Origin of the sequence: Mesorhizobium sp. M0016 (assembly GCF_040324035.1) — a bacterium.
GTDB lineage: Bacteria > Pseudomonadota > Alphaproteobacteria > Rhizobiales > Rhizobiaceae > Mesorhizobium.
This window is the reverse complement of sequence record NZ_JAMYVM010000018.1, coordinates 1-13916: the sequence shown is the minus strand read 5'-3', so window position 1 is coordinate 13916 and position 13916 is coordinate 1. Positions and strand designations below refer to the sequence as shown.

The window sequence follows — 13916 nt, the reverse complement described above, 5'->3', positions numbered from 1 at the left end:
AAGGTCGGGCTCACCACAAACAATGCTGTCCCCTTTAACGAAACTGTCGCGAAGCGCGAACCGTAGCCGAAACGTTTTCCGTTCGTGCTTGGGTGGATCCGCAAGGCAAAAACAAGGAAGTGCGAACCAAGGTCCGCCCGCACAATTGAGCTTCAAGCCGCAGTTGCAGGCTGGCACGTCATTTGACGGCCCAGCAAAACTGCGCGCCTTTCAAAGTTGTTCACAGAATCACTCGCGTTCATCCCTTTATTATTAAAGCGGAGATCGACAATGACCATGAGGAGCCTCCTCCTCGGCTCAACTGCGGCACTGATTGCCGTTTCCAACGCTCGCGCCGTCACCACGGCCGCCGAGCCTGACCCGACTGAGTACGTCAACATCTGCGACGTCTAAGGCTCGGGCTACGTCTACATTTCAGGCACCGAGACCTGCCTGCGAATCGGCGGCTCTGTCCGTTACAACGTCGGATTGTTTAAGCACTCAAGAAACTCGGATGTGAGGACTGGTGAGCATCAGAGCGCGTGGCAAAACAACACACGCTTCACATTGAAAACCTGGACCGGCCAGGAGACCGAACGGGGGACGTTGAAGACCTACACCGAAACCGGCGTGAACTTCGGCAGCCACCAGACATCGGTTTCGGACAGTTCTCGGTCCTATGCCTCGAACGGAGGCAGCAGCCTGACTATCGCCTGGATCCAGCTTGGTGGCCTGCGAGTTGGTAAGGACCGGTCGGCTTTCGACATATTTATTGGCTGCGCGGGTGATGTACTGAACCAGACGCCGGCTCCTTACGGCGCTTTCGATACCAATGTGGTTCAGTACTACTTGGACGCAGGGAACGGCTTTTCGGCCGTGGTTTCGCTGGAACAAGGCTCGGACGTGGTCGGCACAATCGACAGCTACGCTCCCCACGTAGTAGGCGGCTTGAAATACGCACATGGCTTGGGAGCGATCACCGGCGTTGCAGCTTATGATAGCAACTACGAATCGGTGGCCGCCAAGGTCCGTGTCGACATCAATGTCACCAACGAACTGTTGCTATCCGGAATGTTCGGCTACGGTTCCCATGGCCAGCTCAACTACGACTCGACGAATTCGGTAGACGCTCATGGTCGCGGTTTCTATAAACCTTGGGGCGGGAACTGGGCTTTCTGGGCTGGAGCCGCTTACGAGCTCACCGAGTCAGCTTCGGTCAACCTTCAGCTCTCGGGTGATCAGCTCAAGGACTATGGTGTCGCTGCGAACGTCGCCTATGCGTTCCTTCCAGATTTCACAGTTACCGCTGAACTCGACTACGGAGGCTCCGCCGTCGGAAAGGTGAAAGCTTCCGAAGTGAACTGGACCAATGCCAACAAGAAGAGCAGTGTCGGCGGTATCCTGCGTTTCGAACGCTCATTCTAATGCGATGAAGCGTTGGGCTCCGAGGTCCAGTTGATGCGCGGACATTCCCCCTACATTCCGTTGATTGTGGATGCACCGCTCGGACGGCCCTACGCGGCGACCGTCGTTGAGCTCGGGTTTGACGCCGTGCTCCTGAACACGGCGGTCCCGAGGGCGGCCGATCCAGTCGCCATGGCGCGTGCGTTCGGCAAAGCGGTCGATGCGGTCGCGGAGCTTTCAGCTCGGGAATGCTCGAACCGCGCTACCCACCGACGATCGGCAGGGCCGTCCTCTCATGAAGTCGTGGACGTGCCGGCTGGATTGACCGGCTGGTGCCGCTCGGCGTTGGTCTGGTGCAGCTCCGGATAAAGGATATGGACGAGAAGGACTGCAGACGGAAATGCGTCGCGCGAACGATGCCTTCGCGGTCCATGGTTGCATCGACGCCCCTTCCGAGACGGAGCCCCGATTAGGAATTCCTGCCACTCTATCTAGCCGACCCCCGTGGCCGCGTTGCCGATCGGTGCGCACTGGTCGCCTACATCGCCCCGGCACGTGAAGATCGTCTCTGCTGACGCTCGTTGAGCAATTCAGGCCGCCTCCGGCTGGCGTTCGATCAGCGTCAGCGTCAACCAGCGCGCGGTCAGCGCCGGCTTTCTCGAGCCCTCGATCTCAATCGTCACGCCCAGCGCCGTCTGCACCCAGCCCAACGGCCTGACCTTGACGTCGGCCAGTACGAAACGGGCGCGGATGCGCGATCCGGTTTTCACTGGCGCCAGGAAGCGCAGCGATTCGAAGCCATAGTTGACACCCATCTTGCAGTTTTCGAGCGGCCGCATGGTCTCGAAAGTCATCGCCGACAAAAGCGAAAGCGACAGGAAGCCATGTGCGATGGTGCCGCCGAACGGCGTCTCGCGCTTGGCGCGCTCCGGATCGCAGTGGATGAACTGGTGGTCATCGGTGGCCTCGGCGAACTGGTCGATCATGGTCTGTGTGACCTCGCGCCATGGCGAGACGCCGACTTCCTTGCCGACGCTGGTCAGAAGCTCGTCGAGACTGATCGGTTCCAAGCTAATGTCCTCCATTTCAACCGTCCGAAGCGCCAGCGGCTTCATTCCGTGAACAGTGTCAGCCCATGCTGCACCGACTACAGGCCATCCATCGGCAGGATGGCGCCAGTGAGATGACTGCCGTCACGGCTGCACGAACGGAACGTTCGGCCGGCAATCTCATTCGGCGCACCGATGCGGCCGATCCGAACATGGCCGCAGACGGGCTGGCTTGTACCTCGGTCGCGGTGCGGTCCTAGGCCACCGAAAACAGCTCGTCTTGCTACCGGTGATCATTCCGCCGGGCGCCGCTATGCGGTATTGTTGCAGATTGATAAAATCAATTGTCTGGATAGGAACCATCCGTGTTTCGAATTTGGAGGAGCCCAGCAGACGGGGTGGCTTGTGGTCCTTGTTGAAGCGCGCCGGCCTCATTCACCGGTAGCACTGAGCCGGCAAGAAGCGCCAGTTCAATGACATTGGGTGTCGACACGGCAAAGCGGCATCAGATGCTACTTCATGATGCGGGATGGCGCTTGCTTCAAGAACCGCTCGGCCTGACGTGGAAGCCAGCACCGGATCTGGATTGTCGGTATGCGCGGATATTCGCGCAGCACAGCGGCAACCGAGCGACGATCGATCTCAGCCGTTGCGAGCATGCCGATCTTGGTGGCGGCCACTCTGTTAGGCTGAAGCGTAGCGCGCATCTGATCCGCCAAAAGACGGGTTGCGTAACTTGGATTTCCAGGCGTGTTCATGGGTTTGCACCGTCAGCGCGCTGACAGCAAGGCAGGTGCGCACGCCACTGGAAGCGATCGTCTCGATCTCGCGGGCAATTCCAGCCCCCACCGCTGGAGTCTGACCCGACAGCAACGAGCACATGCGGTTCTCGCCTCAGCGCCATTGCTCTGTCTTTCGATCCATTCTCGCGTGCGCGCTTCTGGGGCGTCGTTCAGCGCAAAGTCGGTGACCACGGCTGCGCTTTCCGCGCCAGCCTCGAAAAACGCCTTCGAGACGGTCAGGTTGAGGCCGCCGATGGAGACCAATGGGATCGGCGCGACATGGTGCTTCCACTCGCTGATCCGCTCGAGTCCTTGCGACGCCCATTCATCTTCTTGAGGCTGTTGGATAGACTGGGCCGAGCGCCACATACTCCGGTTCGGCCACTGGCGCCGTTTCCAGTTCGGTGTGATCGTGGATCGACACGCCGAGCTTCAATCCGACGTATTTCATCGTCAGCATCGGCGGCAGCCAAATCCTTTTGACCAAGATGGACGAAGTCGCAGCCTTCCTCGATTGCCGTGCGCCAATTGTCGTTGACTCACTACCGAAGCGCTTCGGCTTTCGGCGCTGCATTCCTTCTTCACGAAGGTCCATGGAGAATTCCCGACCACGGGGTCGAAAGATCGGCTTGTGATCGGAGTGGGCAGATCCTCCCCGACTGAATCGGCCAATAGGGTGTTATCGAGTCAACCGGGTCGAACTTGAGGTCGCGGGTGTCGCTGATCGGCTGCTCGTCGAGCTCGAGAGCTGCCAGCCAAGAATACGGCTATGGCAAGAGCTCCGCAGTTGATGTGGAAGCCCAGAGCTGGGGGCAGACCGACGAGTTCCCGGCGGGCGAACTTGCCAGTGGTAGCGCGCCAGACCAGTCGCGAGAAACCCTCGATGAGAAGGCCCCCCGAGCCGCACGCGGGATCGACTACAGTGGCGTTTGGCGAGAGGGCCTTCGAAGACGAGATCGAGTGTAAGATGGACGAGCTCGACACGCGTATCGCGCAATCCCTGCGATCGCGCCTTGTCCGCGGCGCTCGTGCGTGCGAACTGTTGTTAGATTGAGCTGACTAGATGAACCGGGATGGCATTATAGCGGAACTGGAAGAGACGTCCCTGGCCGAACTAAGCAAGATCAATCCAGCCACGGCTAAACGTAGGCGAACACGAGACGTTCGGACTCCGTACCGCTGAAATCCTCAAATTGAATCGACCGGACCGTTGGAGCTATCATCACCCGCTTGGCTTCCAGAGCTACGGAGCGGGTTGATAATCTGAACGTCCTCGAAGTCCTTTTCATTGTCGGTCACTACGACACACTCGTTGGCTTCGGCTACAGCGGCAATGATTGTGTCTAGGGCGCTCCGCGAACGGCATGGCTTTGCCGTTGGCCATCAGCCGCGCCCACACGAGGCCAGCTTTCTCGTCGAACGATAGCACGCGGCCAGCGAACAGCGCCTGCGGGCCTTCGGAGCCCTCGAACCAAGTTTCAAGGCTACTGCGCTTCTTCCCCTTCGGCTTCTCTAGGATGCCTCGGCGAATTTCGGCGACAGTAAGCGAAGCAATGAAGAGGTCTTCGTCCTTCTGCGCGCCCATCCAGGCCAGCAACGAGCGCGAAGGCTCCGGCTTTATGACGTTGCTGATGATATTGGTATCAAGAAGGTAGCGCGTCACAGGTCGATCTTGCGTCCCTCTTCGCGCGGCAGGCTGAGGTCGAGATTGGAGCCAACCAGAGGCGAGCGACGCAACGCGGCGAGAATGCTGCCCGCTTTCGGTGGCTCACCCGCCACGGCTTGCTGTATGGTCCGACGAAGCTGTCGGGCATCCGGCCCGCTCTCCGTTAATTTTCGGGCGAGAGTTCGCAGTAGATCGCGGTCTGCGTCGAACGCCAGGATTTCGAACCGCGCGATGCCGCGCTCAGCCAGGCGAGACCGATAATTCTCGATGGCTCTCTTCTGTGCAGTGTTGCCCATCGCGTGCCTCCGTTCTCTACGGATATATAGCCATGGCTTCTTCGGAGCACAAGGTACCCCGGCATCGGCCAGCACCGGCTCCTGCGCGACGCGCGTTATTGATCACAAAGAATTCCATGCTGTCGAAGCACTGTGACTTGGCATCATTGTCGCGAAACGGAGTATTTCGCGTCAGGACAGGACCGCGATCGTAGCGCGACCGAAACGTGCAACAGCCGAAAAGCTTCGTGTGGTCGCCGGCGCGGCCCGCGAATCGGCTCTGCCTGCGTCGCCGAGCCCGACGACGCTTCGTCAATCTGGTCCGGCTGCTGGCGCGACAGGCCGCACGGGATTTCGTTCAAGCCGAAACAGATAGCCAAACGCGAGACCGCGTCCCGGAGTAAGGGGCCGCCTCATGAAGGTCGCGCTTGGCGCTCGCTACTCAAGTGACAATCACCGAGACGCTTCGATCGAGGATCAGCTGCGGCTCTGCTGCTTGCGTGCTGAAAAGCAAGGCTGGACAGTCGTCGACAGCAATACCCACCGCGCGATCTGCGGCGCGTCGCTGTTGCGTCCCAGCCTTCAGGAGCTGATCAGCGATGCGATGCAGGGCAAATTCCTGATCGTGCTCGCAGAGGCGATGGATCGCCTGACCGCTGCAAACCAGGAGCAGGCCAGGCTGGGCAACGTTGCAACAGATCCTTCAAGGAAATTCATAGACTCTTAGCAACTCCGTCTCGCTGTGAATGGTAGGCTATTGCAACGTCTGAGGTCAGTGGTTCCACCCCCTGGCCCCGCTTATCTTCCACTCGCCGAACTGGTTGCAATTTCGGCTAAAGCAAAAAGAGCGCCCATTTGTTTGTTCGACACAAGTTATCGACGGTCGTCACGGCCACTGAGATTTTTCCGGTCGTTGGACAACCTTCGAAATCTGCAACTTCTGTGGAGAACGCGAATGAGAAATTCGGTAGGACTTGGTCCTGAGCCATGATGACACTGGTTAGTCGCCTACGCATGGCAGCGCATCCTGACCGCCTTCGAATCCTGGGCCTTTGCGCGCATGCGGACCTAACTGTCTGCGAGCTAGCGCAGATTCTGGGCGTGTGTCGAGAGCGGGTTGCGCGACACGTCCGGCTGCTCGCCAGAGCCGACTTTCTTTGCTGCAACGAACAGCCTCCGTGGCGCTTGTACCATCTCAAAACAGGATCCAACGACGGCGGGCTGGTTCAATTATTGGTCGATCTCCTGCCCCATCGCGACGGCTATCATAAACAGGACCTGCAGCGGCTCGAATCGGTACGAGACGCGCGGCCGAAGGGGACCGCGTGCTTGATCGTGAAATAGGTCAATCCAATTGGAGCGCGAAGCTACCATGGACAACTCCGCCGACGGCGCGATCGCACAGCCCGACACCCACGGGCGGTCTTCCTTGGCCGCGCTTGATTGCCGCGTTCACGAGCCGCTTCTGAGACAGGAGCGGCAGGAGCGGACGACGCTCAAGCTGATCGCCTCAGAGAACTTTGCGTCCTCGGCCGTGCTGGAAGCGAACGGCTCGATTTTCACGCACAAGTACGCCGAGGGGTACCCCGGTGCGCGCTACTACGCTGGAAATGAGACCGTCGATGAGCTTGAGAAGCTAGCCATTGCACGCCTGAAAACATTATTCGGCAGCGAGCATGCCAACGTGCAGCCTTATTCTGGCTCGCCGGCCAACCAGGCCGTCTATCGTGCGCTTTTGAGCCCCGGTGACAAAGTCATGGGATTGCCCCTTCCGGAAGGGGGCCATCTGACTCATGGTTGGGCGGTCAACTTTTCCGGAACTGACTATCAACGCGTCCCCTATAGACTAGATGAAAAGACACAGCAGATTGACTATGACGGCTTGCGCGAGACAGCCAAGGGGGAACGGCCACGGCTCATTTGGGTCGGCGGGACTGCTTACCCGCGAGTCTTTGACTACGCGGCAATGGCAGAAATCGCCCTTGCAGTTAGTTCCTATCTCGTAGCCGACATTGCGCACATCAGCGGCCTGATTGCCGCGGGAGCGCACCCGAATCTCGTGCGCCATTGCAATGTGGTCAGCAGCACCTCCCACAAGTCGATCCGCGGTCCCCGCGGTGGTTTCATTTTGTCCAGGAAGGAAGATCGTTATCAGGCCCTGTATCATACAAAGAGCAAATACAATCTCGCCAGACGGATAGACCGGGCAGTCTTTCCTCACCTGCAAGGCGGGCCTCACATGAATGCCATCGCTGCGCTTGCAGTTGCTTGCACGAAGCCGCGAACCCGTCCTTCCGAAGCTAGGGCCAACAGACGGTCAAGAATGCCAAGGCTCTGGCCCAGGCACTGCTCGAGCGAGGTTATGGCCTGGTTACCGGGGGACGGACGATCACATGCTGATCCTGGATCTGCGCGATCGACCACTGTCGGGCAAGGCCTATGCCGAGCGACTAGCAAAGGCAGGCATCATCACAAACTTCAATATGGCGCCTGGCGACCAGCGGGATCCGGCCGTCACGAGCGGAATTCGCCTAGGTGCGCCAGCAGTGACGTCAATCGGCATGCGTGATGTGGAAATGCTGCAAATTGCTGGCTTCATTGACTCCGTCCTCCGGCGGCCGATGACGAAGACCTCCACGCCCGCGTGCGAAGAGACGTTGCCGATTTGTGCTCTGCGTTCGAGGTCCCGGGCATTTCTCAGGAATGAGTGCGCCGAGCAAAATGCCCATACAACTCCAACACCCGAAGCGAGGTTATCATGGCTAGGCAGTTCGTGTTCTCATCCGAATCGGTTGGCGCGGGACACCCGGATAAGTTGGCCGACAACATCTCGGATGGCATCCTCGATGCCATCCTCCGTAAAGATCCCAAGGCGCGCGTCGCCTGTGAAGCGTTGGTAAAATCAGGGATGGTCGTTTTGGCTGGCGAGATTACCAGCGACGCGCAGGTGGATTATAGCCAAGTTGCGCGCGATACGATTCTCGATATTGGATATGACAATGAGGCCGTCGGCTTTGACGGCCGGCGTTGCTCCATCGTTCAGGCCCTCACCGAGCAGTCGCCCGACATCAGCCAAGGCGTTGACGAGGGACGAGGGCAAGACCTCCAGCAGGGAGCGGGAGATCAGGGCCTCATGTTCGGCTACGCTTGCCGCGAAACCGACACCCTGATGCCTTTGCCGATCCAGCTCGCTCATCGCCTGACGAAGCGGCAGGCCTATGTCCGGAAGACACGACAGCTTGGCTGGTTGCGTCCTGACATGAAATCCCAAGTCTCAGTGCGCTATGAGGGGTTGCGCCCGGTCGCTCTGGATACCATCGTCGTGTCGACGCAACATGACGAGCAGGTCTCGCAAGAGACTGTCCGCGAGGCCGTCATTGAGGAAATCATCAAGCCTGTTCTGCCGACCCACATGGCGACGGAAGGCATCAGAATTCTGGTCAACCCGACGGGGCGGTTCGTAGTCGGCGGTCCGCGCGGTGACTGCGGTCTCACCGGACGCAAGATTATCGTCGATTCCTATGGCGGGATGGGTCGTCACGGCGGCGGCGCCTTCTCGGGCAAGGACCCGTCCAAGGTTGACCGCTCGGCTGCGTATGCGGCCCGGTATGTCGCAAAGAACATCGTCGCCAGCGGACTTGCGGACCTGTGTGAGGTGCAGCTTGCTTACGCAATCGGCGTGGCCAGTCCGGTTTCGATCATGGTCAACACGTTTGGGACAGCAAGGATTGAGGAAAGAAGGATCGAGCGCCTCATTCTTGAGACGTTTGATCTCAGACCGAAGGCCATCATCAAGATGCTTGATCTCTTACGGCCTATATACCGCGATACTGCGACCTATGGCCATTTCGGTCGTGAAGAGCCTGATTTCACCTGGGAGAAGACAGACAGGGCCGACGAATTGCGTCGCGAGGCAGGACTCGGCGCCCCGTGAGGGCCGCCGGCAAACGGCTTGGCAAGCCCATTCCCACTTGGCAGACCCGCGCCCGCCGGGGCGTGGCAGAAAGCCGGCAGGTTCCAGGCGGAGACATTGATGCCCAATTATGACGTGCTTTGCATCGGCAATGCCATTGTCGACATCATCGCCCAGTGCGACGACGCTTTTCTCGAGACCAACGGCATCATCAAGGGTGCGATGAACCTCATCGACACCAAGCGCGCCGAGCTGCTCTACAGCCGCATGGGCCCGGCGATCGAGGCCTCCGGCGGCAGCGCCGGCAACACGGCGGCAGGCATCGCCAGCTTCGGCGGCCGCGCCGCCTTCTTCGGCAAGGTGTCGAACGACCCGCTCGGCGAAATCTATGCCCACGACATTCATGCCCAGGGCGTTGCCTTCGACACCAAGCCGCTTGAGGGCCAGCCGCCGACGGCGCGCTCGATGATCTTCGTCACCCCGGACGGCGAGCGCTCGATGAACACCTATCTCGGCGCCTGCATCGAACTCGGGCCGGAAGATGTCGAGGCCGACAAGGCGTCAGGCGCCAAGGTGACCTATTTCGAGGGCTATCTGTGGGATCCGCCGCGCGCCAAGGAGGCGATCCGGCAGACGGCGAAGCTGGCGCATGCCGCCGGCCGCGAAGTGTCGATGACATTGTCGGATTCGTTCTGCGTCGATCGCTACCGGGACGAGTTCCTCGAGCTGATGCGCTCGGGCACTGTCGACATCGTCTTTGCCAACAGCCACGAGATCAAGTCGCTCTACCAGACCAAATCCTTCGACGAGGCGCTGGCTCAGATCCGCAAGGACTGCAGGATTGCCGCCGTCACCCGCTCCGAAAAAGGCTCGGTGATCGTGCGTGGCGAAGAGACCGTCACCATCCAGGCGACGACGATCCGCGAACTGGTCGACACCACCGGCGCCGGCGACCTCTACGCCGCCGGTTTCCTCTATGGCTATACGAGCGGGCGCAGCCTGAAGGATTGCGGCGATCTCGGCTCGCTGGCCGCCGGGCTGGTGATCCAGCAGCTCGGGCCAAGGCCGCGGCAGAATTTGCGCCGCGAGGCGGAACGGGCTGAGTTGCTGTAGATGCCGGCAACTAACCAGCTGCCCTACTGACGCGATCATCGCAGTGGCGGAACTGTGTCAAAGCTCGCTGATAGCGACGTCATTCGCTTCGGAGAACTGACCGATGCTGCTGCCGTGAAGCTCGCTGGAGGGGCGGTGCAAGGCGGGCTTGCCTTGACGGCATTCACCGTCATCCAGATCGTCACCGGCATTTTCCAGAAGCTTGGCTTGGGGAAGGCTACTAAGATTCCTAAGGTAACGGAAAACTCGCGGCGTCGTCGGAGCACTTGACTTGCGATCACGTCCCACGATGCCAAATGCGGGCAGACTGGTTCGCCATAGGTCTGGGACCGGCGGAATTGGCAGCAGGGCTTCATCTTCGTCAATGTTGATGAGGCGCCGGATGTGAAGACCGGCATTCGCGATATTGGGAAGTGCTCGCCTGGCTGGTATTTCACACATCCGAACCTAGGTATCGCGGTCAGGCTTCCACGATTTTGGGATGGTCAAGGGCAACGAGGAAGGGATTGCGATAAAAACGGACCCTGACGGGCGGAAAGGGACCATCTCCGATCTCCGTGTCGAAAATCTTCGGCAGACGCAGAATCGCATCAGGGACCGGAGCCTTGGCGGCAGCGACATACTTTTAGTTCATTTCAACAGGGTGCTGACATCTACTGCGTGTATCTCTTATCCGAACAATCCAACAATTACCCGCAGGGACGGTCCGCTCGATCGCGTCGCCAGCAATTTTCGCGATAAGCAGGTTCTTGAGGCGCCGAAGCCGAAACACGACAATCGATCGCCATTGGCTCCGACGCTCGTCAGATTCTCGTCAGCAGGGGGTGTGCCAATCTGGAATTCCAGTTGCTCCATGTGGGGAAATATTCAACGGAGGCATGAAATGGATGCATTGAACAACGCCAACTCGCCGCGCCGGAACCTCACATGGCAAACTGGGGCTGCTCACGAACTAATCGCTTTTGAACAACCCCTGAGAGACTTGCCACAGGAGCGAGAACAACAAGCCGAAGTTGGCCCGTCCCGTCCTGTTGTCTCAGCCGCAGACCAGCGCTTCAACACGGCGGCCCAGCAGCCACATAGGAGTCTTGTCGCAATTTCCAACCGCGGTGCGACCGTCAATTCTGATCAGCCCAAGACAGGCGGGCTTTCGGCGGCCCTGGAGTGCGTTGTGGAGCGTTCCGGCGCGGTCTGGGTAGGTTTTTCCGAGCATCTTGGCGACAGCAATAAGCAACAGGTGCCGCTCGTGCAGCGTGGCAAAGGTCAAATCGGGTGGCTCGATGGGCCGGCAGCGGACTATCCTAGGTACTATCAAGGTTTTTCAAATTCAATACTCTGGCCGGCGCTCCACTCGCTGCCGGATCGCATCTCAGGCTCGGAAGCGGATTATAAAAGTTATCGTGACGTCAATGCCTTCATGGCGCGCGCGGTGTCCGAATTGGGAGATAACGCAGTCTACTGGGTTCATGACTATCATTTCCTGCCGCTCGGCGCTGATTTGCATAGACTCGGCATTGACCGGCCGATCGGCCATTTCCTGCATACGCCATGGCCCGAGTCTGACATGATGGAGCGCGTGCCCAATTCTGGCGAGCTAATGAAATGCATGCTCGAGTATGATCTGCTCGGTTTTCAGACCGACCGTGATGTGAGCAATTTCCTCGCCTGTGTCCAATCTCATTTGGGGCTGGAGAGCAAGAACGGAGTCGTTTTCTCGGACCATGGCCAGACGCAATGCCAAAAGTTTCCTATAGGTATCGACCCGAAGCAATTCGAACAGTGTGCCGCAGATTCGCTTGAGGCGCAGAAAGGCTACATTTCGGAGTTGAAACTTGGTGGAGCAAAGCTAGTTATCGGCGTCGATCGGCTCGACTACACCAAGGGCATAGACAATCGGATTAAAGCTTTCCATCTGCTAGCATTCGAGCCGCAACGTGTCTCGCTCTTGCAAATCGCAACTCCCTCACGTGGTGACATCCAAGCGTACAGCGAATATCGGCGCGACGTCGAAAGACTCGTCAATCAAGTCAACAACCGGCATGGCACGGACGAGTGGGTGCCGATTATCTATGAGAACAGGTCGTTCACCCAAGCTGAGATCGCAGGTCTTTACAGAGCCGCGCGTGTTTGCGTTGTGACGCCGTTGCGCGATGGCATGAATCTTGTGGCGAAAGAATACATTGCTGCACAAGACCCGAGCGACCCTGGCGTTCTGGTGTTATCGAAGTTTGCGGGCGCGGCCGAAGACTTCGGCGAGGACGCCCTGCTGGTAGATCCAAGGCTCTCCGATGAGATAGCTACCGCGATCTCAAAAGCGGCCAGCATGCCGCGCGAAGAACGCATCCAACGCTGGCGGAGGATGATGGACAAACTTGAAGCGTATACGATCCACCATTGGTCAGCGGACTTCGTTCGGCAACTGGACAGCAGCCGGGTTACGGTCAGTGCGGATCACTTCCACTATGTTGGCTTGGGCTGGATCAGCGAGGCCCAAATGCCTTCGTATCGGACCGAGCCAGAATTGCACACCGCGCTGACGCGTGCACTGGATAAAAACTGGGTCCTGCCGATCGTATGATGCAGAATATGAAGCACGCAAGCTTTGCCATTTGCGCATCCCTCAATGCCGAGCGCTTGGAGAGAGAGATACCTATACTTACCGCCTGAATGCGGCTTAAGCGGCTTATCGGGACAACAGTCGGCTTTGCATCAGACCCTTCGGCCCAGGCTCCGGTCTGTGTGGTCTCTTGCCGCCGAGCGCAGTCATCACGATTGCCTAGTCACCCGTGATGACGACCGGCGTGCCATTTCCCCTCGGACCACGGTTTGGCGCTCACTCCGAGAAAACCGCTTCCGTCACGCACGCACGGCTTGCGGCCGCATCGTTAAACATCGCCACCAATGCGATCGTCCGAAATCCTTCTTGTGCGATTTGCGAGGGATGTCGCAGCCCGACAGGATCCATTAGTTGGACGATGGTGGCAGCGGTGCAACGCCGCCAATGGGCTGAATGTTCACAATGTTAGACAAAGGCGTAAAAGCGCGATCATATAATCACATAAACATTTCGTTATGCGTCATTGACAAAAGAGCGGAGTGCTGTGATTGTCTGCGTGTCGTGGTTCTCGCGTACGGCGCTGCCGCAGGCGGAGCTAAGAGGGAAGCCGGTGCGATGCCGGCACTGCCCCCGCAACTGTTAGCCGCGAGCCAACCCCACTCATGTCACTGAGGCGAATACCCTCGGGAAGACGGGTAGAGGCTATGACCCCGCGAGCCAGGAGACCTGCCACGACGAATTACGTCCACGGGCGGGGTGTCTCGGTGGCCGCTGCAACCCGGCGTGCCGGCCTGCTAGCGCCTTCCTTGTCACCGACGCCCCCAACCATCGGGGTATGACATGACTGTCTCTCAGCAAATTCCTATAGCAACGCTCGGCGTGCCGCGCTTCGGTCGTCGGCGAGAACTGAAATTCGCGCTTGAAAGCTACTGGTCCGGAACATCGGCCGGTAGTGTGCTGAGAGTTCTGCAAATTCGCTGAGAGGGGGCGGTCATGGCAGGCTGGTGATGTTCAACGTCACCGATTCCCTGGAAGGAACGCCACCATGACCAAGACAGAAGGTAATCGACCAGCGCTGCCGTCAAAGACATTCTGCTTTCGAACCCGGATGGATTGCACGAAGTGCTCCGTGCGGTGATGCAGGAGGTGCTTGAGGCCGAGATGGACGAGGCGCTGGG

10 protein-coding genes, 6 pseudogenes and 1 riboswitch are annotated in these 13916 nt (G+C 59.0%); of the genes and pseudogenes, 10 read left to right on the top strand and 6 right to left on the bottom strand.

All coding sequences use genetic code 11. From position 1 onward, the window contains the following. The first annotated feature begins 270 nt into the window (after positions 1-270). A pseudogene (locus NKJ88_RS23005) lies at positions 271-1404 on the top strand (porin). Positions 1405-1437: 33 nt separating this feature from the next. Then, the gene (locus tag NKJ88_RS23000) at positions 1438-1752 is read left to right on the top strand and encodes a hypothetical protein (protein WP_352445621.1); all 315 of its coding nucleotides are present in this window, start codon (positions 1438-1440) and stop codon (positions 1750-1752) included. Between the two features lie 221 nt (positions 1753-1973). Here NKJ88_RS23000 and NKJ88_RS22995 read toward each other — a convergent pair whose 3' ends face one another. From NKJ88_RS22995 to NKJ88_RS22970, 6 genes and pseudogenes are all read right to left on the bottom strand, one after another. Next, positions 1974-2468, bottom strand: coding sequence for a MaoC family dehydratase (locus tag NKJ88_RS22995; protein ID WP_352445620.1), 495 nt, complete (start codon positions 2466-2468; stop codon positions 1974-1976). Between the two features lie 476 nt (positions 2469-2944). Continuing rightward, positions 2945-3112 carry a hypothetical protein gene (locus NKJ88_RS22990; RefSeq protein WP_502904767.1) on the bottom strand — a complete coding sequence of 56 codons (168 nt, stop codon included), beginning with the start codon at positions 3110-3112 and terminating at the stop codon, positions 2945-2947. Between the two features lie 4 nt (positions 3113-3116). Further along, positions 3117-3314: a hypothetical protein gene (locus NKJ88_RS22985; protein WP_352445762.1), complete on the bottom strand. Its 198-nt coding sequence runs from the start codon at positions 3312-3314 to the stop codon at positions 3117-3119. Positions 3315-3326: 12 nt separating this feature from the next. Next, positions 3327-3753: pseudogene (locus NKJ88_RS22980) on the bottom strand (thiamine phosphate synthase); the annotation flags it as partial. Between the two features lie 649 nt (positions 3754-4402). After that, positions 4403-4877: pseudogene (locus tag NKJ88_RS22975) on the bottom strand (type II toxin-antitoxin system VapC family toxin). Next, positions 4874-5176, bottom strand: a complete 303-nt coding sequence (locus NKJ88_RS22970; RefSeq protein WP_352445616.1) for a hypothetical protein — start codon at positions 5174-5176, stop codon at positions 4874-4876. Before NKJ88_RS22970 ends, NKJ88_RS22975 begins: the two are co-directional and overlap by 4 nt. 394 nt (positions 5177-5570) lie before the next feature. Between NKJ88_RS22970 and NKJ88_RS22965 the strand changes: the two genes are divergently transcribed. From NKJ88_RS22965 to NKJ88_RS22925, 8 genes and pseudogenes are all read left to right on the top strand, one after another. Further along, on the top strand, positions 5571-5882 hold the full coding sequence (locus NKJ88_RS22965) for a recombinase family protein (RefSeq protein WP_352445614.1): 312 nt from the start codon (positions 5571-5573) through the stop codon (positions 5880-5882). 645 nt (positions 5883-6527) lie between these two features. Beyond that, a pseudogene (gene glyA, locus NKJ88_RS22955) lies at positions 6528-7862 on the top strand (serine hydroxymethyltransferase). 51 nt (positions 7863-7913) lie between these two features. After that, positions 7914-9089 carry a methionine adenosyltransferase gene (gene metK / locus NKJ88_RS22950; protein WP_352445610.1) on the top strand — a complete coding sequence of 392 codons (1176 nt, stop codon included), beginning with the start codon at positions 7914-7916 and terminating at the stop codon, positions 9087-9089. A 99-nt stretch (positions 9090-9188) separates the two neighbouring features. Next, entirely contained in the window at positions 9189-10181 is a 993-nt protein-coding gene (locus NKJ88_RS22945; protein WP_352445608.1) for an adenosine kinase, read from the top strand. Positions 10182-10235: 54 nt separating this feature from the next. Then, a complete protein-coding gene (locus NKJ88_RS22940) occupies positions 10236-10451 on the top strand; it encodes a hypothetical protein (RefSeq protein WP_352445607.1) in 216 nt (71 codons plus the stop codon). A gap of 211 nt (positions 10452-10662) precedes the next feature. Beyond that, on the top strand, positions 10663-12759 hold the full coding sequence (locus NKJ88_RS22935; RefSeq protein ID WP_352445605.1) for an alpha,alpha-trehalose-phosphate synthase (UDP-forming): 2097 nt from the start codon (positions 10663-10665) through the stop codon (positions 12757-12759). Between the two features lie 524 nt (positions 12760-13283). After that, a riboswitch (cobalamin riboswitch) is annotated at positions 13284-13486 on the top strand. A 116-nt stretch (positions 13487-13602) separates the two neighbouring features. Further along, a pseudogene (locus NKJ88_RS22930) lies at positions 13603-13698 on the top strand (hypothetical protein); the annotation flags it as partial. Between the two features lie 85 nt (positions 13699-13783). Next, a pseudogene (locus NKJ88_RS22925) lies at positions 13784-13916 on the top strand (transposase); the annotation flags it as partial.

What these genes read in the sequence shown, in the direction of transcription:
- NKJ88_RS23000 (WP_352445621.1), top strand. Translation starts at nt 1,438, where the DNA reads ATGCGCGGACATTCCCCCTACATTCCGTTGATTGTGGATGCACCGCTC.
- NKJ88_RS22995 (WP_352445620.1), bottom strand. Translation starts at nt 2,468, where the DNA reads ATGGAGGACATTAGCTTGGAACCGATCAGTCTCGACGAGCTTCTGACC.
- NKJ88_RS22985 (WP_352445762.1), bottom strand. Translation starts at nt 3,314, where the DNA reads ATGTGCTCGTTGCTGTCGGGTCAGACTCCAGCGGTGGGGGCTGGAATT.
- NKJ88_RS22970 (WP_352445616.1), bottom strand. Translation starts at nt 5,176, where the DNA reads ATGGGCAACACTGCACAGAAGAGAGCCATCGAGAATTATCGGTCTCGC.
- NKJ88_RS22965 (WP_352445614.1), top strand. Translation starts at nt 5,571, where the DNA reads ATGAAGGTCGCGCTTGGCGCTCGCTACTCAAGTGACAATCACCGAGAC.
- metK (WP_352445610.1), top strand. Translation starts at nt 7,914, where the DNA reads ATGGCTAGGCAGTTCGTGTTCTCATCCGAATCGGTTGGCGCGGGACAC.
- NKJ88_RS22945 (WP_352445608.1), top strand. Translation starts at nt 9,189, where the DNA reads ATGCCCAATTATGACGTGCTTTGCATCGGCAATGCCATTGTCGACATC.
- NKJ88_RS22935 (WP_352445605.1), top strand. Translation starts at nt 10,663, where the DNA reads ATGGTCAAGGGCAACGAGGAAGGGATTGCGATAAAAACGGACCCTGAC.